Below are 20,840 nucleotides of genomic sequence, written 5' to 3'. Positions count from 1 at the left end.
TGCGAACCCGGGATTTTTTGCTAGAGAATCTAACCCAGGTCTGCTGTGAGCAAAAACTTAGTTCAACAAGTCGTCCACGTTCATGCCTGCTGGCATCGCGGCTTCTTCATCCCAATATTTACCCATGCTGTTCACGGGGGTACGGGTGCCCACGTTTTCTGTCCAGTAACGGTCTGAAAGATTCAGCATGACCGCACCAGCCAAGCTGTCGACCAACGCGTATTGTTGGCTTGATTTGAAGTCTTTCACGTTCGCAAAACGCTTGGTTGCATCGCGGAAACGGGGGGTATCACCCACGGCCAGTGCGGACAAGCCGTACATCACGTGAGAAAGACGCACGCCTTGGCGCTCGCCAATCAACATGGACAAGCGGAATGTTCCCCATACGTCTTTGCCTTCAGAGGCACCTGGCAAAATACTCCAGACCACGGCGCGGGCGGCATTTGGCGCGCCCCACCACTTGGCATTGGAAATACAGGTGAGCGCACGTTCGGATTTTGGCGCGATGTCGGTGGGCACACCCACCATTTGCTGGGAAGCAATGTCGTTCACCACAGCTTGCAAACCAGCAACGGTGCCCAACAAGTAAGTCAGTTCATCAAAATCACGTTCGAACTCGGGGCAACCTTCACCATATTCGAAGTTGTATTTGTCTTCCAGCTTGTTGCGCATGGCTTCAAATGCGCGCAACTGGCGACGTGCGGTAATTTCCAGCAAACGTTTTTGCCCAATACGCGCGTCTTGCGCTTCTACAATATTGTTTTGATTGGAAGCGCGCAGGTAACGCAGTTCTTCTTCCACTGCACGCTGCTCAGAACACGCGGCAGAGGAGACCAGCAAAAGAGATTCGAGCAGTTGAGGATCGCCACCAAAGGCGCGGGTGCCGCCAGAAATCAGGGGAAAGTTGCCTGTGGCAAAGCGACAGGCCATGTCGACATCGTCAATTTCAAGCTGAGGTGGAATAATTCTGCGTTCAATCAGGTTGATCGCGAGGTTTGTAGCCCCTCTTTCGACGCTTGCGCAACCTGCCGCAAATGCAATTACTCCCGAAATGGCCAAAATACGCCATACGCCAGCTCTGATCATTGATGTCTCCGTTGATTTTTCTTTTATACCTTGCCTAGTCAATATTTAGATTTGACCTTTGAGTAACAAGATTTGCGCACGTTATTAAACCATGAAATATTCACCCATCCAAGGGAAAGTAAACAGTTGTTAATAGAAGCGCTATTCTATTTGAGGCACCAAATTTGAAGACAGATGCCTAAACACCCCCCAATTGAAGGCAACGAACTGTTAAAAAGCGTGGAGAATAAAGTATCTTCATTTGTTGCCTTTCGAAATTCATGACGCAGATCGATCTACCGGCAGACAACTCTGATACGGCTACGAGTAACAGCACCGACAAGCCTGACAGGATGAAGCAGGCCGTAAAAGACATGACACCATTGAAGGGCAAAACTGCGCTGGTGGTGGACTCGGCCTTGGCTACGCGGCGTGCGCTTCAGGAGCAACTTTCTCAACTGGGTGCAAAAGCGGTCATTTTCGCCAGTTCGGTTTCCGAAGTTGAACAGCACTTGAGTTCTCGCGAGTTCGCGCTGATTGTGTGCGAATACCAGTTGGAAGGCGACCGCAATGGTCAACAACTGCTGGAAGACCTGCGAGTGAACAAAAAACTGGCGTGGTCAACCGCTTTCATGATGGTGACTGGTGAGCGGAGCTACGGCAATGTGGTGGCAGTGGCTGAATTCGAACCCGACGATTACCTGATCAAACCTTTCACGGCCTCTACGCTTTCAGACCGTGTTGTTCGAGTATTTAACCGAAAAATTCGATTGGCCGATGCGTACCGTTCGATGTTTGAAGAACGGTTTCAAGAAGTGCCTGCCATTTGCGAAGATCTGGAATCAAAGTTTCCGCAGTATTTGAATGAGCTCGAACGCATGCGTATTGAATCGTTCTACAGATTGGCGGAATACGAAAAAACCGAACAGGAATTGCAGGCAAAGATTGAGAAGGCGCCAAAACCATGGATGCAACTGTTGCTGGCCAAGGTCAACCTTGAGAAAAAACAGTTTGAGCAAGCCAATGACCTGCTCACTGAGGTGGTAAAAACAAACCCGGAGTACCTGGCCGCCAGCGACTTGTTTGCCGACGTGCTTTGGGAGCAGAACCGCCCGGCCGATGCCCTGGATATTCTTGAAAAAATGGGGGCGAAGGCACTGTCATCGACGACCCGCCTGCGCAAACTTGCTGATCTCGCCGTTCGCATTGGTGACAATACGCGCTCGAAAAACTACCTGACGAAAGTAATTGATCGATCCCGAAACACCTCACTTTCGCAAATACACGACTACCTTCAGTTGTCGAAAATTTACGTGCAGGAAGGTCGACATGAAGAAGCCGAGAAGCTGACCGCAAAAATGCGCAGCACGGTGAATTCCACTGAACTTGATTTGGCGCGTGCCATGATGGCGATTCAAAAAGACATTGCCGATGGGCGCGGGGAGAAGGCAGGTGGCAAACTGCTTTCGTTTTTCGAAGACAACACAGAAGCGTTGCCCAAGCTTGAGCCAGAAACCTTAACCAGTCTGCTGGAATTGTGTTTCGCAGTGAGTATGGACACCAAAGGTTATGAGCTGGCCAGCCAGATCACCAAGCACAAACCGTCCAAAGCCATGCTGGACAGAATTCGAACTGCCATATCGGACTTCAAGGGCAGCCAGAGTACCGCCAACGACTGAATTTACGATCTACAAGGCCCATGCGGCCTTGATCAACTGGTCCAGATAAGCGCCATAAAACTCGGGCAAACTGGCACCCAACAAGGGTTTTCCCGCCACAGCACCTTTTGCATTGAACACCATGACCGTGGGCGAAAACTTCACATTCAGCGGACTGGCCAGGGATTTTCCGGTGTATCGATTTCCATCAAACCAGATAAAACTGCGCTTGCTGTCTGAAAAATCGATTTCGTAAACAGCCACCTTGCCCTTGTAATTCGGATCGGTGCTGACATGGCGTAATGACTGCTGCCGGACCTTTTCGCAGTAAGCACAATCGGGCAAGGAAAACAGCACCACAACAGCTGGCACTTGCTGTTGTTGAAGATTAACCGGAAAAGAAAGTGGTTCTCCACCTGCACTGTGTGCAGGCGAGAGCCAGGCCAACACGAGAAACACCCAGACTGCTTTCATGCAATTTAGACCACATATCCCGGGTTGTCGTTCATTCCAATCAGTTTTGGTGTGTAAGGCACTTTGGTGGCAATGGTTTTTTTGGCTTTCAAATAGGTTTCAACCACATCCCAAATTGGCGGTTCACCATTGTTGCGAGCCTCTTCGGCCACCGGAGCCCAGCCCGCCACCTTGTATGCTTTTGACGCCTCAATGGGTTTACCGTTCAAACGCATATCGGAAATACGCTGGCCTGCTTCCCCGTTTGGATTGCAGGTGTAAGTCAAACCACCCACACGCACCATGTCGCCGCCCTGCTGATAATAAGGGTCCGGGTTGAACAAGTTGTCGCACACGTCTTCCAGCACAGTTTTGATGAACTCGCCTTTCATGTCGACCAAAGTAGTATTTGGATAGGTAATCGCTGTTTGGTCCATCAGGTGTTCACGCGTGATGGTTTGACCTGGCAGCAGGCTGGTGCCCCAGCGAAAGCCTGGAGAAAAAGCAATTTCAGCGCCCTTCACTTCCATCAGTGCATCAACAATCAATTGATCCCAACTGCCATTGAAGTTGCCACGGCGATACAGCAAACCTTCACTGACTGCCAAGGGTTCGCTCAGCTTTTCAATGTAGGGTTTGCGCACGTTGCTCACAAAGGTTTCCATCGCGGGGTCGGCGGGCAGCATGTTCGAGAACACTGGCAAGAGGCGGTATTTGAAATCGCGCAATTTGCCGCCACGAATGTCCATGTCAAGCACGCCCAAAAACTTGCTGTTGCTGCCTGCATTGGTGACATAGGTTATGCCAGAAGAGTTTTTCACGGGAATGGCGTTGGGCACACCGTCGTGCGTGTGGCCACCCAAAATGAAATCGATCCCGGTCACGCGGCTGGCCAGTTTCAAGTCAACATCCATGCCATTGTGAGAAAGCAGCACCACCGCTTGCGCGCCTTTTGCCCGCACTTCGTCGACCACTTCCTGCATGCTTTCTTCCTGAATGCCGTAAGACCAATCCTTTACAAAGTAACGAGGATTGGCAATTGGGCTATACGGAAAGGCTTGCCCGATGATTGCAACCTTGGCCCCATTGATGGTTTTCATCACATGGCTTGGAAAAACCGGATCACCAAAATCAGTGGTTTTAATGTTTTGGGCAACAATGTCGATCTTGCCTTTGAAATCTTTCTCTGCCACCTCAAGAATTCGGTCTGAGCCATAGGTGCATTCCCAGTGCAGGGTCATGACATCGACGCCCAGCATTTTTGCAGCATCAACCATGTCTTGCGCATTGGTCCACAAACTGGTGGCCGAGCCTTGCCAGGTGTCGCCGCCGTCCAGCAACAAAGCGCCAGGCCGGTTGGCCTTCATCATTTTCACCAAGGTAGACAAATGCGCAAAGCCACCCACCTTGCCATAATGCTTGGCGGCTTCTTCAAAATCCAGATAAGTGAACGCGTGCGCTTGTGCGGAACCCGGCTTGATATTGAATGCCTTGAGCAATGACTCGCCCACCAGGTGCGGGGCTTTGCCAAAGGCATCGGCCACACCCAAATTCACATTCGGTTCGCGGAAATAAATGGGCATCAGTTGCGCATGGCAGTCGGTCATGTGCAACAGGCTGGCATTGCCAAATGGTTTCAGGTCATACAGCTTTTCACCGTGACCACCGGCCAGTACATGCGGTGAGTGGATCGCCATGCCCGCCGCCGAGGCGGCCGCGAGCATGCCCATGAATTCGCGTCGATTCATCTGCATTGAATAATTTCGCTTTTCAGAGAGTTAGCACCTGCACTTTTTTCAAGCACAGGTGATCGGAACAATTGTGTTTACTTGTTGACCGGCGAATCGGTTGCCATCAACAAGGCCATCACGTCTTTCAACTGATCTTCCGTCAAAATGCCTTCCGCGCCAAAACGTGGCATGTTGGAGCAGGCGTTATAAGCATGTGAGTTCCAGATTTTTGCCCAGGTGTATTTCATGATGGCATCCGAGTTGCCCCGCAACTTGCCATACTGATACAAGGACGGACCAATGTTGCCGTAAGCCAATTCTTGCGGTGCCAACTGGTGACAGGCATAACAGTTGCCACCTGCAGTGCTGCCTTCTTTGTCATTGAACTGAAAACCCTTTCCGCTTTGCGCGATTTTTTCACCGGCTTTCCAGTCCCCAAGGTACTTGCCATCGCCTGGATATTTCACCGAGGCCAAAGCAGCATTTTGCAGCGCAGTTCGCTGGGTATCCGGTAAACCACCCGGTGCAGTTTCAGCCAGCGAACAGGCTTGCTGCAATTCGGTTTGGTTGAGGCGGTCAATATTGGCTTGCCCTTTTGTCTTGAACGAGGCCAACATCAACTGAGTGATTTCCTCATTGCTTGGCTCTGCGACCACGGGCTTGCTGTCTGTGTTCGCGCATGCCCCCAAAAGGGCAATGAGCAAAACACTGGCCGAATATTTAATTGTGCTGTGCATGTTTTTTCTCCTCGTTGTTAGCGCTTCAGCGATGTGGCCTGCATGGTACCGCCCTCGGCTTTCACGCCCAGGAAGGTAATCAGGTCGATCGACGCTTGCGAGCCATACTTCAACTCGGGGAAACGTTGCTGCCGGAAACAGTCGTACATGCGCCATTGCATGGAACGCACAGCACCCTGAGAAACGCGATACGCCGGCCAAGCAGCAAATGCAGCTTGAGCAGGTTCGGGTTTTGTCAAGTTGGGCAGACCTTGCAAACGAATGCGCTGGTCGTCAGTTGCGTGGCAACTTGCGCAGGAAAAGTCATAAGGGCCTGCACGGTAAAAGAAGATTTTTTCGCCGCGTGCGCGGGATGCCTTTTCTTCAGGATGGCCTTGTGGAACCTTGATCATGGCACCACGGGATTGTGCGTACACATAAGCAACCAAAGACTCCATCTCGGTGGGTTTTTCACCCGCACTTGAGAAAGGTTTTTTGGTTATTTCAGCAACATCGCGCCCTTGCAATGTCACCATGCAATGCACCAGACGAGATTCCACGTCCATGACTTTGCCTGTGTCGCTGAAGAAGCGGGGCATGGTCGCCACTGCCCCTTCCAGCTTGCCGGGGCCTACGCCCAAATCGCATTGCTCAAGCGATGCATTCTTGGGGCCTTGCGGCTTTTGCCAAATGTCTTCGCCGCGCAACTCGACCAACTCGGCAGGATTGCCGTCGGCCAGCATGTCGCGGTATTCCTGAATACCCTGCTCGGTGGTTTTTTGTGCATGTGCGCTCATTGTGAAGGTCGCCATTGCACCTGCGCCCACAAAGGCCACAGCGGCTAGCTTGACCGCTGTTCTTGCTGTTTGCCTCATCTCACACCCCTTCTTATGGTTATGCATTAATTGGAGATTACGCCACTTTGGTCTTGTCAGTTCGGGAGTCGCCCTTGTTGTCAGTCCATGTCACTTCCACTGTATCACCGGCTTTGCCCCCATTGAAAGAGAAGGACAAGAAGGGATTTTTGGATACGGCAGGACCCCAATTGGCCTGCAAAACCACCTTGTCGTTGCACTTGGCGGTCACGTTCTGAATAAACCAGGCAGGAACCAAACTGCCATCGGAGGCTTTGCGCTGGCCAGTTTCCATTTCATGCGCCATCAATACTTTCACTTCCACTTCATCGCCGTTGGCCTTGGCGCGAATTTTCATTGGATCACCCATATTTTTCTCCTGAATTTTGAATTAACCGCCACAACCGCCGAGGGTTACTTTGACCTCTTTTTTGGCAAAGTAATACTTGCCATCGGCCTTGACGAGCGCATAAACATCACTGGACTTACCCATTTTTACGCGCGTGTTTACCTTGGCCTCTGTGCCAGCGGGAATCATGAACTGGGCCGACATCATGGAGGGGTTATTGGCAACCAACAGGGCTACTTCTGTGGTGTTTTTTAACTTGCTGTCAGCACCAACTGGCACCACGGCGCCGTTTTCAGCGATGTCAGGAGCAATCACTGTAATTTCCTTGCTTTCCGTGGGCATACTGCCGCCCAAGGCTTTCATCAGTTCATCCAGAGACTTGGCACCAAATGCTTTTTCTGGGTACCCAGCGGCTGCGAACACCTCATTGGGTTTGATCAATCCGGCGGCAACTGCCAAGCCCAATACTGTCAGGCCCGACGAGGCTTTCAGCATGGTGCGTCTGTTTTGGTTCATTGACTAACTCCTCCTAAAAATTCCATCAATCACTTCTTCTTGGACAAAAACCAGTCAGAAAGTGCGTTCAAATCTTCTTCAGACAAATGCGACTGCGCCGGCATGGGCATGTCACCCCAAACACCGCTGCTACCTGCCTTGATTTTACCCGCAAGATAGGCTTTTGCATCGGTTTTGTCAGCGTACTTATTGGCCACTGCCACAACAGACGGCCCCAATTTTTTACTGTCCATGCCATGGCAGGCCACACAACCATTTGCACTAAACAGGGACTCACCCGAGTGCTTGCTCACTTTGAGATCTGCGGATTTTTCATTTGCCTGCGCCACAGTGAGTACGCCCCGAATCGGGCCAACCAAACGATTTTGATCCTTCAAATTGCCATGCGCATCACGTGCGTAATCGGGCAAAAAAGAAATGACTTTCGCGTCAGGTTTGCAGTTTGACATGCAACGTGGCGCTTTCACATCGGGTTTACCCGAGGCAAGCCACATGCCATGATTGGTTTGCATGCCGTTGCGGTTCGGCAGCCGGGCTTGAGTTTGCGCCATGTTTTGGTCGCTGAGGACAAAGTCATCACCCACGATTCCACCCATGTTCAAAATATAAGCAGTCACCGCATACACTTCTTCAGTACTCAGGCTTTTGGGTGCGGTCCAAGGCATGGCACGGTTGATGTAGTCCCACAAAGTGGACAGGGTGGGCACTTTCATCAAGGTAGTGCGTTGGGGAGAGGATCCGTCAATCAGCGATTGCACGCGACCCTTTTTAATGTCTTCGGCTGTAGTACCGCCAACGATGGGCGTGAATGCCTCATTGCTTTCGCCAAACACGCCGTGGCATGAGGCGCATTGCGATTCCCACACCTGCATGCCTTTGGTGACACTGCCACTGCCTTTGGGTAAGCCCACAAAATCAGGGCGAACGTCGATGTCCCAGGCTTTGACTTCATCGGGCGTTGCCACACGCCCCAAACCCTCAAAACCAAAAGCGTGGGTGCTGATTAAAAGCGTTGCACAAAGGGCGAGCAGGGATTCAAATTTGAATTTCATGCCTTACCCCACATGCACATTGTGCACTTCACCAGCGGCATCGACTCGCCAGCTTTGAATTGCGTTGTTGTGATAAATGCTTTTGTTGTCACGCTTCTCGCGAAGCGTGCGGTAGCTGGGCTGCACGTAACCGGTGCTATCAACCGCCCTGCTTTGCAGCAACACCTCACTTTTTCCATCCCAAACCCAGGGCAAGTTGAAACGGGTCAGCGACTTGTCATGTACAGGCCCCTGCAGTTTGGCAGTTTTCCAGTTTTTACCCCCATCGGTGGACACATCCACTGCAGTAATTTTCCCTCTGCCGCTCCAGGCCAGCCCTGTGATGTTATAAAAACCCGGGCTGAGTAATTGTTGACCACCCGATGGCGTTGTGATCACTGATTTACATTCTTGAATCGAGGTGTATTGACGGTGCGTGCCATCGGGCATCAAGTCAACGTAATGAATGGCTTCGTCTTTGGTGCCATAAGGTTTGTCGCCCACTTCAATGCGTCGCAGGTATTTCACCCAGCTTACGCCTTGAACCCCGGGCACCACCAAACGCAAGGGATAACCATTTTCAGGCCGCAGCATTTCACCGTTCTGCCCGTAGGCCAACAACACCTCGCCGCTTTCAACCAGCTCCATGGGAATGGTGCGGGTCATGGATGAACCATCGGCACCCTCGGCCAGAATGAAGCGACCCTTTTTCAAATTCACGCCGCAGTATTCCAGCACCTTGATCAAGGGCACACCCGTGAATTCGGAACAGCTCAACATGCCATGGGTGTACTGCACGGTGGGCACCGCCACATTGGCCCATTCCATGCCGGAATTTGCGCCACACTCAATGAAATGCACACGCGAAACCGATTCCATGCGCATGAGTTCATCGACTGTGAACACCATTTCCTTTTTGACCAAACCGTTGATCATCAAGCGGTGTTGGGTGGGGTCGATGTCCCACCAACCCTGGTGGTGGCGCTCAAAGTGAAGCCCGGAGGGTGTGATGACACCAAACAAACCCTGCAAAGGGCAAAACGAAACGGACGAGCCGCCCACGCGGGTCAAGCCCGGTGATTCACGGCGTTGCAAATTCTTCTCGTACTGTGAGGGCATGCCGTAAGGCATGGTGGCCACGGGCTGACCAAGCCCTTTGCTGTGTGCAGGCAAGTTGAGTATGGCTGGGTCGCCCTGCGCTGCGCGGGCCAAAGCAGGTGTTGCCACCACCGCGCCCGCGGCAGCGGCTGCGAATGCTTTTTTGAAAAAACCACGACGATCCGTTTCACTGGCACGATTGACAAAGGCAATGTCACTGCGGCTTACAAAGTTTTCTGGTGCGCGTCGAACTTGACCCAACGGGGTGTCTGAAGAAATGTCAAACGACACAAATGTCTCCTGGATATGCATGTTTTTCCATACGACGCACTTGATTATTAAATCTTATATGCGCATATAATCATATCTAGAATTTACGCTCTAAAATTGACTTGTGCAAGCAGTTTGAACCTAGGGTTTCTTCTTAGTCTTCTGCACAGATTTCTGCTTTCGAAGACTGTCGTGGTCTATTTTGTACTCGGGTTTGGAAATGCCCTGGCTGGTGGGGTCGGTGGGCAAAACATTGTGCACGGCCTGCGCGCCCACCTTGGCCACCAAACGAACGGTGTCATAGGCAGAATGGGTAATTTTCTTCTCGACCATGTGCACGGCCGATGAAATGGGTGCAATTGGGCGAATCTTTTTCAGCACGGAAAATGGAATGTCTGCAATTCGACGATGAACACCCTCAACTTGCCGGGTGCCTTCGTCAAGTGTGGCGGATACCAAGTCAACAATGCCGCGCAAATGGGGCTCAAGTGACTTTTTTCGGGACATACAAACCTCTTTGGGCCTTGATTGTTGTTGATCGAATTCTAGAAGAGATTCAAATTCAGCAGTAGGCAAACCATTCCACTGTAAAATACCCAAATTCAGAGACAGATTCAAATATTGTGGCAATCATTATTTACGACCTGGAGTGTGAGTACTCCCACCGCTTCGAGGGCTGGTTTCGATCCAACGAGGATTTCGACGACCAGCGCGAACAAAAACTTCTCACCTGCCCCGAGTGTGGCACATCTGCCATTCGTAAAGTGCCTTCAAAAATCAATATTGGCAGCAAGGCCGATCATGCACATGCAGTTACCGGGCAAAAAGCAGAAGAGTTACCTGCGGCACCCGCTGTGCAAAAACCAAATTCCGTGGATGTGGCCACTGCTTTTGTCATGGCACGGCAAGCCATACAGGCTTTAATTAATCATTCTGAAGATGTGGGCGACCGCTTTGCCGAAGAGGCCCGAAAAATTCATTACGAGGAAGCGCCCATACGCGCCATTCGCGGACAAGCCAGCCCAGAAGAGTTCGACGAACTGCGCGATGAAGGCATTGAAGTCATTGCACTGCCGGTGTTGCCCAGCGAAGAAGAGTTGAATTAAAACAGATTACCCGACCACCGCCAGCTACTTGACCCTACGCTTTTCAAGCTTGCGGGCCAAGGTCCGGCGATGCATGCCGAGCCGGCGCGCTGTTTCAGAAATATTGAAATCGGTTTCTACCAGCACTTCGTGAATACGCTCCCATTCCAGGTTTTTGATCGAGGTGGTTCGGTTGGTCAGCTCGACGGGTTCACTACCAGCCACATGTCCAAATGCAGCTTCAATGTCGTCGGTATTTGAGGGTTTGGCCAAGTACTGACAAGCGCCCAGCTTGATTGCTTCAACCGCCGTATTAATGCTGGCAAACCCCGTTAACACCACAATCAACATGGCTGGGTTGTGCGCATGCAAGTCTTGAACACAATTCAGGCCCGATGAGTTTCCACTGAGCTTCAAATCCACCACCGCATGCGTTGGCGTTTGTTTCAACAACACTGCCTGCATTTCTTCCTGACTGCTGGCATGAAGCACTTTGTAATCGCGCCGCTCAAATGAACGCTTAAGCACGCGGGCAAATGCTTCGTCGTCTTCGACCAGCAACAAAAGCCTTTCCGTACTGCTACTTTGGCTCATGGCTATTGGTTCTCCTGCAAGACCAGTGAGCTTAATGGCAATGTAATCACCACTTCTGCACCGCCCTCTTTGCGATTGTTGACTGCCAATGTGCCGCCCAAGGTGCGCGCCACATTCATTACCAAAAACAGACCCAAACCACCACCTGGGCGCCCCTTGCTTGAGTTGTAGGGCGTGCCCACCTGTTCAAGAATATCGGCCCGGAAACCAGGCCCACGGTCTGAAACAATCAGGAACAATTGCTCCTGGTTTTTGGACACCTCAAATCGCAACCAGTTCGGAGAAACTTCAAGTGCATTGTCCAGTACGTTGAACAGCATTTGTTTCACCGTTGAATCAAAGGCCACGGTGAACTCTTCATCAATGCAATTGTTGTACTCAAAGTGCTGGGCCGGGCGACTACTTTCCCATTCTTCAACCAGACTTTCAAAGAAATTGTCCAGACTGGTTTTTGATGAAGACTCCCCACGGGTTTCGCCAGCCGACAACAAAATACCGCTGACGATACTTTTACAGCGCAGCAGCTGACCTTCAATTTCTTCGATTTCCTCGAGCATGGCCGCATTGCCTGAAAATTGAGGCATTCGCTTCCAGTCACCCAACACAACCGACATGGTGGCCAATGGCGTGCCCAGTTCATGGGCTGCACCACTGGCCAACAAGCCCATGCGAACAATGTGCTCTTCCTCGGCGGCACGTTGTCGCAAGCTGGCCAGGGCAGCATCGCCAGCGCGCAAATTGCGCCCAATGCGGGTAATAAAGATAACCAGCAAGGCTGCGTTAAGCACAAAGCAAATGAGCAAACCGATGGCGTACAAATCAGCAAGCTTGTATGGGCTGTTGGCTGGCCACACCAGGGGCTTGTTCACAACCGACAGAAAAGCCAGACACAAGGTGGTGATGGCGACCACCAGCCAGGTGGATTCGGCGCGCAGCAGCACGGCACTTAAAATGACCTGCAGCAAAAACAGAAACACGAAGGGGTTGTTGATGCCCCCGGTGAAGTACAACTGCGCGGTAAGGCTGGCGATATCGACCAGCATGGCCAAAAACAATTCACGATTGCTGACCACGCGTTCTTCGTGCCAACGCAAGTGGCCACCCACATTGAAAGCAATCAGGCACACCATCACGGCAAGCATGTTGAACAGCGGCAACTGAATGCCAAAACCCCAGGTGGCCACCAGAATTGTGGCGATTTGACCACCCACAGCCAGCCAGCGCAGGTGAATCAAATGCAACATGTTTTTGTGGCCAGTTTCATTCAATACGTTTGTTTCATCAAACGCACTGGCGCCCTGCCGAATGGAAACAATGTCGGAATTAATGGCCATTGAAATGTGAATCCTGCTGCTGAACCTGTAAAAACGGGGTTGACCTGATCGGACTACTTTCGATTCAGCCACACAGTGACACCCGCCACCATCAAGGCCAAAGCATACCAAGTGAAGGCGTACACCAAATGGCTGTTGTGAAACTTGATCACAGTTAATCCATCCACTGGATAAGATTTCGGGGTAAAGCCTGTGATTTCTTCGCCCAGGTTGCGCGGTGTTCCAGCATCGATGAAGTAAGGCGCGGTACCTTCCAAACCATGGTGGGCAGACAGCGCCGCAATGTCGCGAGAATACCAACGTTGACCGGCCGGGTCGTTCTCTCTCAAGAACGCCCCGCCCGCTTCGCTGATGCGCAACAGGCCGCGCACTTCAAACTGGCCTTGGGTGTTTTCCGTTGTCATGGGATCTGCTTCATTGACCGGAATGTAGCCACGATTGATCCAGACAATGTTGCCCGCTGAATTGCGCAGTGGTGTCATCAACCAGTGCCCCGCACCCAAGGCTGTGGTGGCTTGCACACGGGTGGTGTATTCAGGCAGCAATTCGCCCTGCACTTTCACGTTCAGGTATTCGTGGGTATTCCGGCTAACCGCGGGCCATTCTGATTTGGCCGGTGCATCAACAGGCTGGGCATGCACCCGATTGTCTACCCGCTCAATCAGATCAAGCTTGTAATCCAGCCGATAAACCTGCCAGGTTCCCAGCGCACAAAATGCAAGGAAAAAAAAGGCCGCCAGGGCAAAGCCCAGCAGCCTTTTTACCGTATTGGTCGAGCTGTTTTTCACTTCAGTTGTTGAATCGACTCAATGGCCTCGTGATTCATGCCGGGCATCATGTTCGTGTTCAGGTGATACATCACCCAAATCGAACCGACCAAGGTGATCACCACGATAATCAAGGTGAACATCAAAGCCAGCATGGTCCAGCCACCTTCCGATTTGCTGTTCATGTGCAGGAAGTAAACCATGTGCACCACCATTTGAACAGCACCCAAGGCCAGAATCACCAAGGCAGTGGTGGTTGAGCTTTCAAATACATTGCCCATGACCAGGCCGAACGGGATGACTGTCAGAATGACTGCCAGCACGAAGCCGGTGGTGTAGTCGCGCATGCTGACATGCACTTCATCCTCATCATCGTGGTGATCGTGATGGTCATTTGTATTGTGTGGATGTGCGCTCATGGCAATACTCCCATCAAATAAACGAAGGTAAACACACCGATCCAGATCACGTCGAGGAAGTGCCAGAACATGGACAGGCACATGACGCGGCGGCGGTTTTCAGGAATCAGCCCGTGTTTTTTCAACTGGAACAACAACACCACCAACCAGATAATGCCGAAGAACACGTGCAAACCGTGCGTGCCCACCAAGGCAAAGAAGGCCGTTAGAAAGCCACTGGTTTGCGGTGTGGCGCCAATGCTGATGAAGTGCCAGAACTCGTAGATTTCGACTGCCAGAAATGCCAGACCAAGTACGCCAGTAATTGCAAGCCACTGAATGGTTTTCTTCTGGTTGCGGTTTTGCATGCCGACCATGGCCACGCCATAGGTGATTGAACTCAGCAACAAAAATGCTGTGTTCAGAGCCACCAGATTCAAGTCGAAGATTTCCGCACCGGTGGGGCCACCGGCGTAGTTGCGACCAATCACCGCATAGGTTGCAAACAGACAAGCGAAAATCAGGCAGTCGCTCATCAGGTAAATCCAGAAGCCCAGCGACGAACCATTTTTCGGATGGTGGTCTTTCACGTAATAACGTGCACTGGGGTCAGCGGATTCGTTCATGGCTGCATTGATTGTTAAGTCAGACATGGGCTTGCTCCAGTTTCGTGCGCGCGGCTTCCGTGTTGGCCACCACATCGGCCTTGATGTAGAAGTCGCGTTTGTAATTGAATGTGTGTGTAATCACGGCCGCCAAGAGGGCCGCTGCACCGCCTGCGGCAAGCCACCAGATGTGCCACACCAAGGCAAAGCCGATCACAGCGCTGATTGCGGAAATAATGAAACCAGCAGCGGTGTTCTTGGGCATGTGAATGTCGACAAAACCACTGCTTGGGCGCTTGTAGCCATTCTTTTTCATGTCGGCCCAGGCGTCGGTGTCGTACACCACAGGTGTGAATGCAAAGTTGTACTCTGCAGGTGGGCTTGAAGTGGCCCACTCCAGCGTACGGCCACCCCAGGGATCGCCGGTGGTGTCGCGCAACTTGGCACGATCACGGTAAGTTGCATAGAACTGCATCAACATGGCCGCAATACCCACGGCAATCATGCCGGCACCCAAGGCTGCGATCTGGAACCAGATCTGCAGTGAGGGATCGTCAAACTGGCTCATGCGGCGCGTAACGCCCATCAGGCCCAACACGTACAGCGGCATGAAAGCGAAGTAGAAACCAATCACCCAGAACCAGAAAGACACCTTGCCCCAGAACTCGTTGAGCTTCACACCCAGCGCTTTGGGCGCCCAGAAGTTAATGGCTGCAAACAAGCCAAACAACACACCACCAATAATCACGTTGTGGAAGTGCGCAATCAGGAACAGGCTGTTGTGCAACACAAAGTCTGCGGGTGGCACTGCCAGTAATACGCCGGTCATGCCGCCGATCACAAAAGTGATCATGAAAGCAATGGTCCACATCATGGGCAACTCGAAACTGATTTTGCCCTTGTACATGGTGAACAGCCAGTTGAAAATTTTCGCACCCGTTGGGATGGAAATAATCATGGTCGTGATGCCGAAGAAGGCATTCACGCTGGCCCCACTGCCCATGGTGAAGAAGTGGTGCAACCACACCAGGTAAGAAAGAATCGTAATCACCACGGTGGCGTACACCATGGAGCTGTAACCAAACAGGCGCTTGCGGCTGAATGTGGACACCACTTCGGAGAACACGCCAAACAACGGCAGGATCAGAATGTAAACCTCGGGGTGGCCCCAAATCCAGATCAGGTTCACGTACATCATGGAGTTACCGCCCAGGTCGTTCGTGAAGAAGTTGGTGCCCAGGTAACGGTCCATGGTCAACATGCCCAACACAGCGGTCAACACTGGGAAAGCAGCAACAATCAACACGTTGGCACACAGGGAAGTCCAGGTGAAAATCGGCATTTTCATCATGGTCATGCCAGGGGCGCGCATCTTGATTACGGTCACGATCAAGTTCACACCCGAAAGCAGCGTACCGACCCCGGCAATTTGCAGCGCCCAGATGTAGTAATCAACCCCCACATACGGACTTTGTAAGACACCCGAGAGCGGTGGGTAGGCCAACCAGCCGGTCATGGCGAATTCGCCTACGAACAACGAGGCCATAATCAGCGCCGCACCCATGGCTGTCATCCAGAAACTGAAGTTGTTCAGGAACGGAAACGCCACGTCACGTGCACCGATCTGCAAGGGGATCAGGTAGTTCATCAGGCCCGTAATCAAGGGCATGGCCACGAAGAAAATCATGATCACGCCATGAGCTGTAAAAATTTGATCGTAGTGGTGCGGCGGCAGGAAACCTTCATTGCCATTGAAGGCAATGGCCTGCTGGGCACGCATCATGATCGCATCGGCAAAGCCACGCATCATCATGACCAGACCCAACACCATGTACATGATGCCGATCTTCTTGTGGTCGATGCTGGTGAACCAGTCGTTCCACAAAGTACCCCACAGGCGATATTTGTGAATCATGGCCAGCAGCCCGATACCCAGAATCATCGCCACGGCCAACGTGCCCATGATGATTGGGTCGTAGTATGGGATTGCGTTCAGTGTTAGCCGCCCGAATATCGGGCTTGTTTCAATTGGATACTGAGTCATAGCCGTTCTTCTTGGATGAAGTAATGAGTGGAAGCGCGTCAGCGTTGGGTGCAATTGTGCACATGGCTTCGTTGATCAAAATTGCCAGTTCGTCGGCAGACAGATTGGTGCGGTTGCGCATGGAATCCGCCATCATCTGTGTGTCCATACACACGGTGCCCTCGACCACGCAACGGTTGACGATGGCATGAAACAGGTTTTGTTCCACATTGCCGTAGTACTCCACCGGATGCTTGGTGGTGGGCTTTTCCAGATCGATGTACTCTGCACGGTCCAGCGTTTGTCCCGCAGATTTGACCTGGGCTACCCATTGATCAAACTCGCCCTCGCTCACGCCGCGATATTTAAAACGCATGTGGGAAAAACCGGCGCCGCTGTAGTTGGCAGAAAAACCTTCCCAACTGCCCTTTTCATTAATTACCGCGTTCAAAGTTGTTTCCATGCCAGCCATGGAATAAATCTGCCCAGCCAGCGCAGGAATGTAGAAGGAATTCATCACTGTGCTGGAGGTGATCTTGAAGCGCACGGGTACGTTCACCGGTGTGACCAATTCATTCACGGTCGCAATGCCTTGCTCTGGGTAAATGAACAGCCACTTCCAGTCCAGTGACACCACCTGAACCACCAGTGGCTCGTGGTCTACCGGCAAAGGCGTGCTGGCGTTGATTCGGTCAAGCGGGCGATATGGATCGAGTTTGTGGGTGCTTACCCAGGTCACCAAGCCCAACACAATGATAATCAGCAGTGGCGCGCCCCAGATCACCAGTTCTAGCTTGGTGGAGTGGTCCCATTCAGGGTCGTACTCAGCTTGCGTGTTGGCCTGGCGATACTTCCATGCGAAAAAACAGGTCAGAAAAATCACCGGCACAATGATGATCAGCATCAACACCGTGGACAGCACGATCAAATCGGCCTGTTGAGAAGCGATATCACCCTTGGGATTCATCACAATGGTGTTACATCCTGCAAGCAGGAGAAGCGGCACCAACAAAAGACTTCGTTTCAGTGGCTTGAACATAATACCCAGCATGGTTAGGAATTGATTTCATGCTAATTTACTGACATGGGTGGCCTATGGGCAGTGGACATATTGTCCCAGTTGGCAAATATCACTTTCAACCCATTGAAAATAAAAATAATATTCAAGCAAGCAAAGATTCGAGGAGAAGTTCAAATGTCCGGCACAAGTTCAATTCATGCGGAACAAGGCGTCACACCGGGCCATCACGGCAGCAACAGCAATGTGTCCCCGGGCGAAATCGCCATCGGGGTGGTCATCGGACGCGCATCCGAGTATTTCGACTTTTTTGTATATGCGATCGCGTCAGTGTTGGTATTTCCTGCAGTGTTCTTCCCTTTTGAAGACCCGCTCACTGGCACCCTGTATTCCTTCCTGATTTTCTCGTTCGCCTTCATAGCCCGCCCATTCGGCACAGTGGCGCTCATGATGGTGCAGCAAAAATTCGGACGAGAAACGAAACTGACTGTGGCCCTTTTCATGTTGGGTATTTCTACAGCCGGCATCGCCTTCCTGCCCACGTACGCATCGCTGGGTGTCGCCTCTATCGTGTTGTTGTCGGTACTGCGAATCGGGCAAGGGCTTGCGTTCGGCGGTTCCTGGGATGGTTTGCCATCGCTTTTGGCCTTGAATGCGCCTGAAAACAAACGCGGCTGGTACGCCATGCTGGGTCAATTGGGTGCGCCCTTGGGATTCGTGATTGCAGCAGGCTTGTTCGCCTATTTGTTGTCTGCCTTGTCCAACGCTGACTTTCTGGATTGGGGCTGGCGTTATCCGTTTTACGTGGCATTTGCCATCAACGTAGTGGCCTTGTTTGCACGCCTTCGCTTGGTGGCCACCAGTGAGTACGCACGCCTGCTGGAAGAACGCGAACTTCAACCCGTCAAAGTGACCGAAATTGTGGGCTCGCAAGGCCATAATATTTTGGTGGGTGCGTTGGCTGCATTGGCCAGCTATGCCCTGTTCCACGTGGTTACCGTATTTCCGCTCTCGTGGATTGCACTGCACTCCGAGCGCTCCATTTCCGAATTTTTGCTGATTCAAATTGCAGGTGCCGTGTTGGCCGCAGGTTCAGTCGTGTTGAGTGGTGTGATTGCCGACAAGCTGGGGCGTCGCAATACATTGGGCTTTCTGGCCATTTTGATCGCCTTGTTCAGCTTTTTTGTACCCCACATGATGGATGGTGGCTACAGTGGTCAAAATGCATTCATCTTGATCGGCTTTGTGTTGTTGGGTCTTTCTTATGGCCAAGCCGCTGGTGCGGTCACCGCCAACTTCAAGGCAAAGTATCGTTACATGGGTGCGGCGCTTACATCTGATTTGGCTTGGCTGGTGGGCGCAGGCTTTGCGCCGCTGGTGGCCTTGGGTCTGGCTGCTCACTTTGGCCTGGAATACGTAAGCTTGTATCTGCTTTCGGGTGCAGTGGGTTCACTTGCCGCGCTGAGCCTGAACCGTGCACTTGAGCTGAAAGACTAACCCTGAAGTTTTATATGATTTTCAACACGAAATACCCAATTGTGCAGGCACCCATGGCGGGTGTTCAAACCAGTGCCTTGTGCATTGCAGTCAGCAATGCTGGTGGCCTGGGCTCCCTGCCCTGCGCCATGCTCTCGGCCGAACAACTTCGTGCTGAACTACTGGCAATTCGTGCTGGTACAGACCAGCCTTACAACGTCAATTTTTTCGCCCACACGCCACCGGAAATTAACGCAGCACGCAATTTGAAATGGAAAAACGCCCTTGCGCCTTATTACCGTGAATTTGGCTTGAATATTGATGAATTCCCAAGTGGCCAAGGGCGTACGCCTTTCAATGCCGAGTCAGCCGAACTGCTTGAAGAATTCAAACCGCCCATTGTTAGTTTTCATTTTGGCTTGCCAAAACCGGAATTGCTGAAACGCGTGAAGGCCATGGGTGCGCAAATTATTTCGTCGGCCACCACGGTTGACGAAGCAATTTGGTTGCAGGCCAATGGCTGCGATTTCATCATTGCGCAGGGGCTGGAAGCTGGCGGGCACCGCGGGCATTTTTTGAATAATGATTTGAACTTGCAAATGGGTACGTTCGCCCTGCTGCCCCAAGTGGTTAAAGCAGTTCAAGTACCGGTGATTGCAGCAGGTGGAATTGCCAATCCACAAGGTGTGGCAGCCGCAATGGCTCTGGGTGCCAGTGCAGTGCAAGTGGGTACAGCCTACCTGCTTGCGCCAGAATGCAACACCAGCGCCATTCATCGCAAGGCCCTGCAAAGTGAAGCGGCCCGCCACACGGCGCTGACGAACTTGTTCAGCGGTCGGCCAGCGCGCGGCATTGTGAACCGTGTCATTCGCGAATTGGGGGCTTTGTCTGAATCGCCGCCCGAATTTCCATTGGCCACACCCGGCATTGCCCCCTTGCGAGCCAAGGCGGAAAGCATGGGCTCTGGTGACTTTTCGCCATTGTGGGCGGGCCAAAACGCCAGTGAATGCACTGCAACGGCTGCAGCCGAGACAACGCGCCGCCTTGTCAGTACTCTTTTGCCCGTAAAGGACTGAATCCAATAGAGGTTTTTTGAAGTAGAAGTGGTATAAACATCACAACAACTTCACGAGACATGCAACACCCCACAAACCCAGCCTCACGCCGAAAAAACGTGCTGATTGCGCTATGCGCGCTTCTCGTTCTGGCGCTTGTCGCGGGTATCTTCACTTACAAAACCACAAGTAAACCAGCCAGCACTGTCAGCGCCATTGACTCGGGCTTTGCACGCAGCATGCTGTTGCACCATGCCCAGGCCATTCAAATGTCGATGATGATGCGCAGCGAAGCGTCTCCTGAAATTCAAGCCTTGGCTCAGTCCATCATCATGAAACAGACGCGGGAAATGGGCGTGATGGAAGGTTGGCTCACAGCCTGGAATGAACCCGTGATGTTGGCAGGTCAGCCCATGGCTTGGGTGGAAAACGCAAGCCATGTGCGCCATCTGGATGACCAGTTGTACCAGGCCCAATGCAAAGCCGACGGTGGCGCCATGGCTGGCATTGCCACACCGGAGCAACTGGAACAACTCAAAAATGCCAAGGGTTCAGAGAAAGAAGTTCTTTTTCTTGAGCTGATGCTGGCCCACCACCGTGCAGCCATTCCCATGGCCTGGTTTGCAAACCGAAACGGCCAGTCCAGCCTGGTTAAAGCCCTGGCCAGCAGCATGATCCGCGACCAAGGCATGGAGATTGGCTGGATCCAATTGAAATTACAACAAATCAAAAATTCCTGAAATGG

The 20,840-nt window shown here is 52.1% G+C and carries 22 protein-coding genes; 5 read left to right on the top strand and 17 right to left on the bottom strand.

Going from position 1 to position 20,840, the window contains the following annotated elements; translation table 11 throughout:
- Positions 1-57 precede the first annotated feature (57 nt).
- Positions 58-1,086 carry a hypothetical protein gene (locus ACVL1J_RS08955; protein WP_341236581.1) on the bottom strand — a complete coding sequence of 343 codons (1,029 nt, stop codon included), beginning with the start codon at positions 1,084-1,086 and terminating at the stop codon, positions 58-60.
- A 260-nt stretch (positions 1,087-1,346) separates the two neighbouring features.
- Here ACVL1J_RS08955 and ACVL1J_RS08950 point away from each other — a divergent pair, with 260 nt between their 5' ends.
- Positions 1,347-2,744, top strand: a complete 1,398-nt coding sequence (locus ACVL1J_RS08950; RefSeq protein ID WP_341236580.1) for a response regulator — start codon at positions 1,347-1,349, stop codon at positions 2,742-2,744.
- Between the two features lie 9 nt (positions 2,745-2,753).
- Here ACVL1J_RS08950 and ACVL1J_RS08945 read toward each other — a convergent pair whose 3' ends face one another.
- From ACVL1J_RS08945 to ACVL1J_RS08905, 9 genes are all read right to left on the bottom strand, one after another.
- Positions 2,754-3,197 carry a thioredoxin fold domain-containing protein gene (locus tag ACVL1J_RS08945; protein WP_341236579.1) on the bottom strand — a complete coding sequence of 148 codons (444 nt, stop codon included), beginning with the start codon at positions 3,195-3,197 and terminating at the stop codon, positions 2,754-2,756.
- 5 nt (positions 3,198-3,202) lie between these two features.
- Positions 3,203-4,930: a thiosulfohydrolase SoxB gene (gene soxB / locus ACVL1J_RS08940; protein ID WP_491665302.1), complete on the bottom strand. Its 1,728-nt coding sequence runs from the start codon at positions 4,928-4,930 to the stop codon at positions 3,203-3,205.
- 71 nt (positions 4,931-5,001) lie between these two features.
- Positions 5,002-5,643, bottom strand: a complete 642-nt coding sequence (gene soxX, locus ACVL1J_RS08935; protein ID WP_341238161.1) for a sulfur oxidation c-type cytochrome SoxX — start codon at positions 5,641-5,643, stop codon at positions 5,002-5,004.
- A 17-nt stretch (positions 5,644-5,660) separates the two neighbouring features.
- Positions 5,661-6,497, bottom strand: coding sequence for a sulfur oxidation c-type cytochrome SoxA (gene soxA / locus ACVL1J_RS08930; RefSeq protein WP_201301477.1), 837 nt, complete (start codon positions 6,495-6,497; stop codon positions 5,661-5,663).
- A gap of 37 nt (positions 6,498-6,534) precedes the next feature.
- Positions 6,535-6,846, bottom strand: coding sequence for a thiosulfate oxidation carrier complex protein SoxZ (gene soxZ, locus ACVL1J_RS08925; RefSeq protein WP_159570750.1), 312 nt, complete (start codon positions 6,844-6,846; stop codon positions 6,535-6,537).
- 21 nt (positions 6,847-6,867) lie between these two features.
- A complete protein-coding gene (gene soxY, locus ACVL1J_RS08920) occupies positions 6,868-7,341 on the bottom strand; it encodes a thiosulfate oxidation carrier protein SoxY (RefSeq protein ID WP_159570753.1) in 474 nt (157 codons plus the stop codon).
- 29 nt (positions 7,342-7,370) lie between these two features.
- Complete coding sequence (locus ACVL1J_RS08915; protein ID WP_491665301.1) at positions 7,371-8,393, bottom strand: c-type cytochrome; 1,023 nt, start codon at positions 8,391-8,393, stop codon at positions 7,371-7,373.
- Between the two features lie 3 nt (positions 8,394-8,396).
- On the bottom strand, positions 8,397-9,782 hold the full coding sequence (gene soxC, locus ACVL1J_RS08910; RefSeq protein WP_341238159.1) for a sulfite dehydrogenase: 1,386 nt from the start codon (positions 9,780-9,782) through the stop codon (positions 8,397-8,399).
- A 99-nt stretch (positions 9,783-9,881) separates the two neighbouring features.
- Positions 9,882-10,247, bottom strand: a complete 366-nt coding sequence (locus ACVL1J_RS08905; protein ID WP_341238158.1) for a hypothetical protein — start codon at positions 10,245-10,247, stop codon at positions 9,882-9,884.
- A 116-nt stretch (positions 10,248-10,363) separates the two neighbouring features.
- On the opposite strand from ACVL1J_RS08905, the gene ACVL1J_RS08900 reads away from it, so the two are divergent.
- On the top strand, positions 10,364-10,846 hold the full coding sequence (locus tag ACVL1J_RS08900) for a DUF1178 family protein (protein ID WP_341238157.1): 483 nt from the start codon (positions 10,364-10,366) through the stop codon (positions 10,844-10,846).
- A 24-nt stretch (positions 10,847-10,870) separates the two neighbouring features.
- On the opposite strand, the gene ACVL1J_RS08895 is transcribed toward ACVL1J_RS08900, so the two are convergent.
- Genes ACVL1J_RS08895 through cyoA form a run of 7 tightly spaced genes read right to left on the bottom strand, consistent with a single transcriptional unit; the run spans position 10,871 to position 17,597 of the window.
- The gene (locus ACVL1J_RS08895; RefSeq protein WP_341238156.1) at positions 10,871-11,419 is read right to left on the bottom strand and encodes a response regulator transcription factor; all 549 of its coding nucleotides are present in this window, start codon (positions 11,417-11,419) and stop codon (positions 10,871-10,873) included.
- 2 nt (positions 11,420-11,421) lie between these two features.
- Positions 11,422-12,753: an ATP-binding protein gene (locus tag ACVL1J_RS08890; RefSeq protein ID WP_159570769.1), complete on the bottom strand. Its 1,332-nt coding sequence runs from the start codon at positions 12,751-12,753 to the stop codon at positions 11,422-11,424.
- 53 nt (positions 12,754-12,806) lie between these two features.
- On the bottom strand, positions 12,807-13,541 hold the full coding sequence (locus ACVL1J_RS08885) for an SURF1 family protein (RefSeq protein WP_159570772.1): 735 nt from the start codon (positions 13,539-13,541) through the stop codon (positions 12,807-12,809).
- Positions 13,538-13,939, bottom strand: a complete 402-nt coding sequence (gene cyoD / locus ACVL1J_RS08880) for a cytochrome o ubiquinol oxidase subunit IV (RefSeq protein WP_341238274.1) — start codon at positions 13,937-13,939, stop codon at positions 13,538-13,540. The genes ACVL1J_RS08885 and cyoD overlap by 4 nt, the downstream gene beginning before the upstream one ends.
- Positions 13,936-14,571 carry a cytochrome o ubiquinol oxidase subunit III gene (gene cyoC / locus ACVL1J_RS08875; protein WP_159570778.1) on the bottom strand — a complete coding sequence of 212 codons (636 nt, stop codon included), beginning with the start codon at positions 14,569-14,571 and terminating at the stop codon, positions 13,936-13,938. Before cyoC ends, cyoD begins: the two co-directional genes overlap by 4 nt.
- Positions 14,564-16,567, bottom strand: coding sequence for a cytochrome o ubiquinol oxidase subunit I (cyoB, locus tag ACVL1J_RS08870; protein WP_491665300.1), 2,004 nt, complete (start codon positions 16,565-16,567; stop codon positions 14,564-14,566). Before cyoB ends, cyoC begins: the two co-directional genes overlap by 8 nt.
- Positions 16,548-17,597 carry a ubiquinol oxidase subunit II gene (gene cyoA, locus ACVL1J_RS08865; protein ID WP_491665299.1) on the bottom strand — a complete coding sequence of 350 codons (1,050 nt, stop codon included), beginning with the start codon at positions 17,595-17,597 and terminating at the stop codon, positions 16,548-16,550. Before cyoA ends, cyoB begins: the two co-directional genes overlap by 20 nt.
- A 144-nt stretch (positions 17,598-17,741) precedes the next feature.
- Between cyoA and ACVL1J_RS08860 the strand changes: the two genes are divergently transcribed.
- Genes ACVL1J_RS08860 through ACVL1J_RS08850 form a run of 3 tightly spaced genes read left to right on the top strand, consistent with a single transcriptional unit; the run spans position 17,742 to position 20,835 of the window.
- Entirely contained in the window at positions 17,742-19,061 is a 1,320-nt protein-coding gene (locus ACVL1J_RS08860) for an MFS transporter (RefSeq protein ID WP_341237962.1), read from the top strand.
- A gap of 14 nt (positions 19,062-19,075) precedes the next feature.
- Positions 19,076-20,116, top strand: coding sequence for an NAD(P)H-dependent flavin oxidoreductase (locus tag ACVL1J_RS08855; RefSeq protein ID WP_491665298.1), 1,041 nt, complete (start codon positions 19,076-19,078; stop codon positions 20,114-20,116).
- Between the two features lie 59 nt (positions 20,117-20,175).
- Positions 20,176-20,835, top strand: coding sequence for a DUF305 domain-containing protein (locus ACVL1J_RS08850; RefSeq protein WP_159570791.1), 660 nt, complete (start codon positions 20,176-20,178; stop codon positions 20,833-20,835).
- Positions 20,836-20,840: the final 5 nt, after the last annotated feature.

The organism is Limnobacter sp. G6BE5S, assembly GCF_058448965.1.
Note: the sequence above shows the minus strand (reverse complement) of the source record. Positions and strands in the feature narration are given on the sequence as shown.

Excerpts from the sequence above, each read along its gene's own strand:
- ACVL1J_RS08955 (WP_341236581.1), bottom strand. The coding sequence starts at position 1,086 with ATGATCAGAGCTGGCGTATGGCGTATTTTGGCCATTTCGGGAGTAATT.
- ACVL1J_RS08950 (WP_341236580.1), top strand. The coding sequence starts at position 1,347 with ATGACGCAGATCGATCTACCGGCAGACAACTCTGATACGGCTACGAGT.
- ACVL1J_RS08945 (WP_341236579.1), bottom strand. The coding sequence starts at position 3,197 with ATGAAAGCAGTCTGGGTGTTTCTCGTGTTGGCCTGGCTCTCGCCTGCA.
- soxB (WP_491665302.1), bottom strand. The coding sequence starts at position 4,930 with ATGCAGATGAATCGACGCGAATTCATGGGCATGCTCGCGGCCGCCTCG.
- soxX (WP_341238161.1), bottom strand. The coding sequence starts at position 5,643 with ATGCACAGCACAATTAAATATTCGGCCAGTGTTTTGCTCATTGCCCTT.
- soxA (WP_201301477.1), bottom strand. The coding sequence starts at position 6,497 with ATGAGGCAAACAGCAAGAACAGCGGTCAAGCTAGCCGCTGTGGCCTTT.
- soxZ (WP_159570750.1), bottom strand. The coding sequence starts at position 6,846 with ATGGGTGATCCAATGAAAATTCGCGCCAAGGCCAACGGCGATGAAGTG.
- soxY (WP_159570753.1), bottom strand. The coding sequence starts at position 7,341 with ATGAACCAAAACAGACGCACCATGCTGAAAGCCTCGTCGGGCCTGACA.
- ACVL1J_RS08915 (WP_491665301.1), bottom strand. The coding sequence starts at position 8,393 with ATGAAATTCAAATTTGAATCCCTGCTCGCCCTTTGTGCAACGCTTTTA.
- soxC (WP_341238159.1), bottom strand. The coding sequence starts at position 9,782 with ATGCATATCCAGGAGACATTTGTGTCGTTTGACATTTCTTCAGACACC.
- ACVL1J_RS08905 (WP_341238158.1), bottom strand. The coding sequence starts at position 10,247 with ATGTCCCGAAAAAAGTCACTTGAGCCCCATTTGCGCGGCATTGTTGAC.
- ACVL1J_RS08895 (WP_341238156.1), bottom strand. The coding sequence starts at position 11,419 with ATGAGCCAAAGTAGCAGTACGGAAAGGCTTTTGTTGCTGGTCGAAGAC.
- ACVL1J_RS08890 (WP_159570769.1), bottom strand. The coding sequence starts at position 12,753 with ATGGCCATTAATTCCGACATTGTTTCCATTCGGCAGGGCGCCAGTGCG.
- cyoD (WP_341238274.1), bottom strand. The coding sequence starts at position 13,939 with ATGAGCGCACATCCACACAATACAAATGACCATCACGATCACCACGAT.
- cyoC (WP_159570778.1), bottom strand. The coding sequence starts at position 14,571 with ATGTCTGACTTAACAATCAATGCAGCCATGAACGAATCCGCTGACCCC.
- cyoB (WP_491665300.1), bottom strand. The coding sequence starts at position 16,567 with ATGACTCAGTATCCAATTGAAACAAGCCCGATATTCGGGCGGCTAACA.
- cyoA (WP_491665299.1), bottom strand. The coding sequence starts at position 17,597 with ATGCTGGGTATTATGTTCAAGCCACTGAAACGAAGTCTTTTGTTGGTG.
- ACVL1J_RS08860 (WP_341237962.1), top strand. The coding sequence starts at position 17,742 with ATGTCCGGCACAAGTTCAATTCATGCGGAACAAGGCGTCACACCGGGC.
- ACVL1J_RS08855 (WP_491665298.1), top strand. The coding sequence starts at position 19,076 with ATGATTTTCAACACGAAATACCCAATTGTGCAGGCACCCATGGCGGGT.
- ACVL1J_RS08850 (WP_159570791.1), top strand. The coding sequence starts at position 20,176 with ATGCAACACCCCACAAACCCAGCCTCACGCCGAAAAAACGTGCTGATT.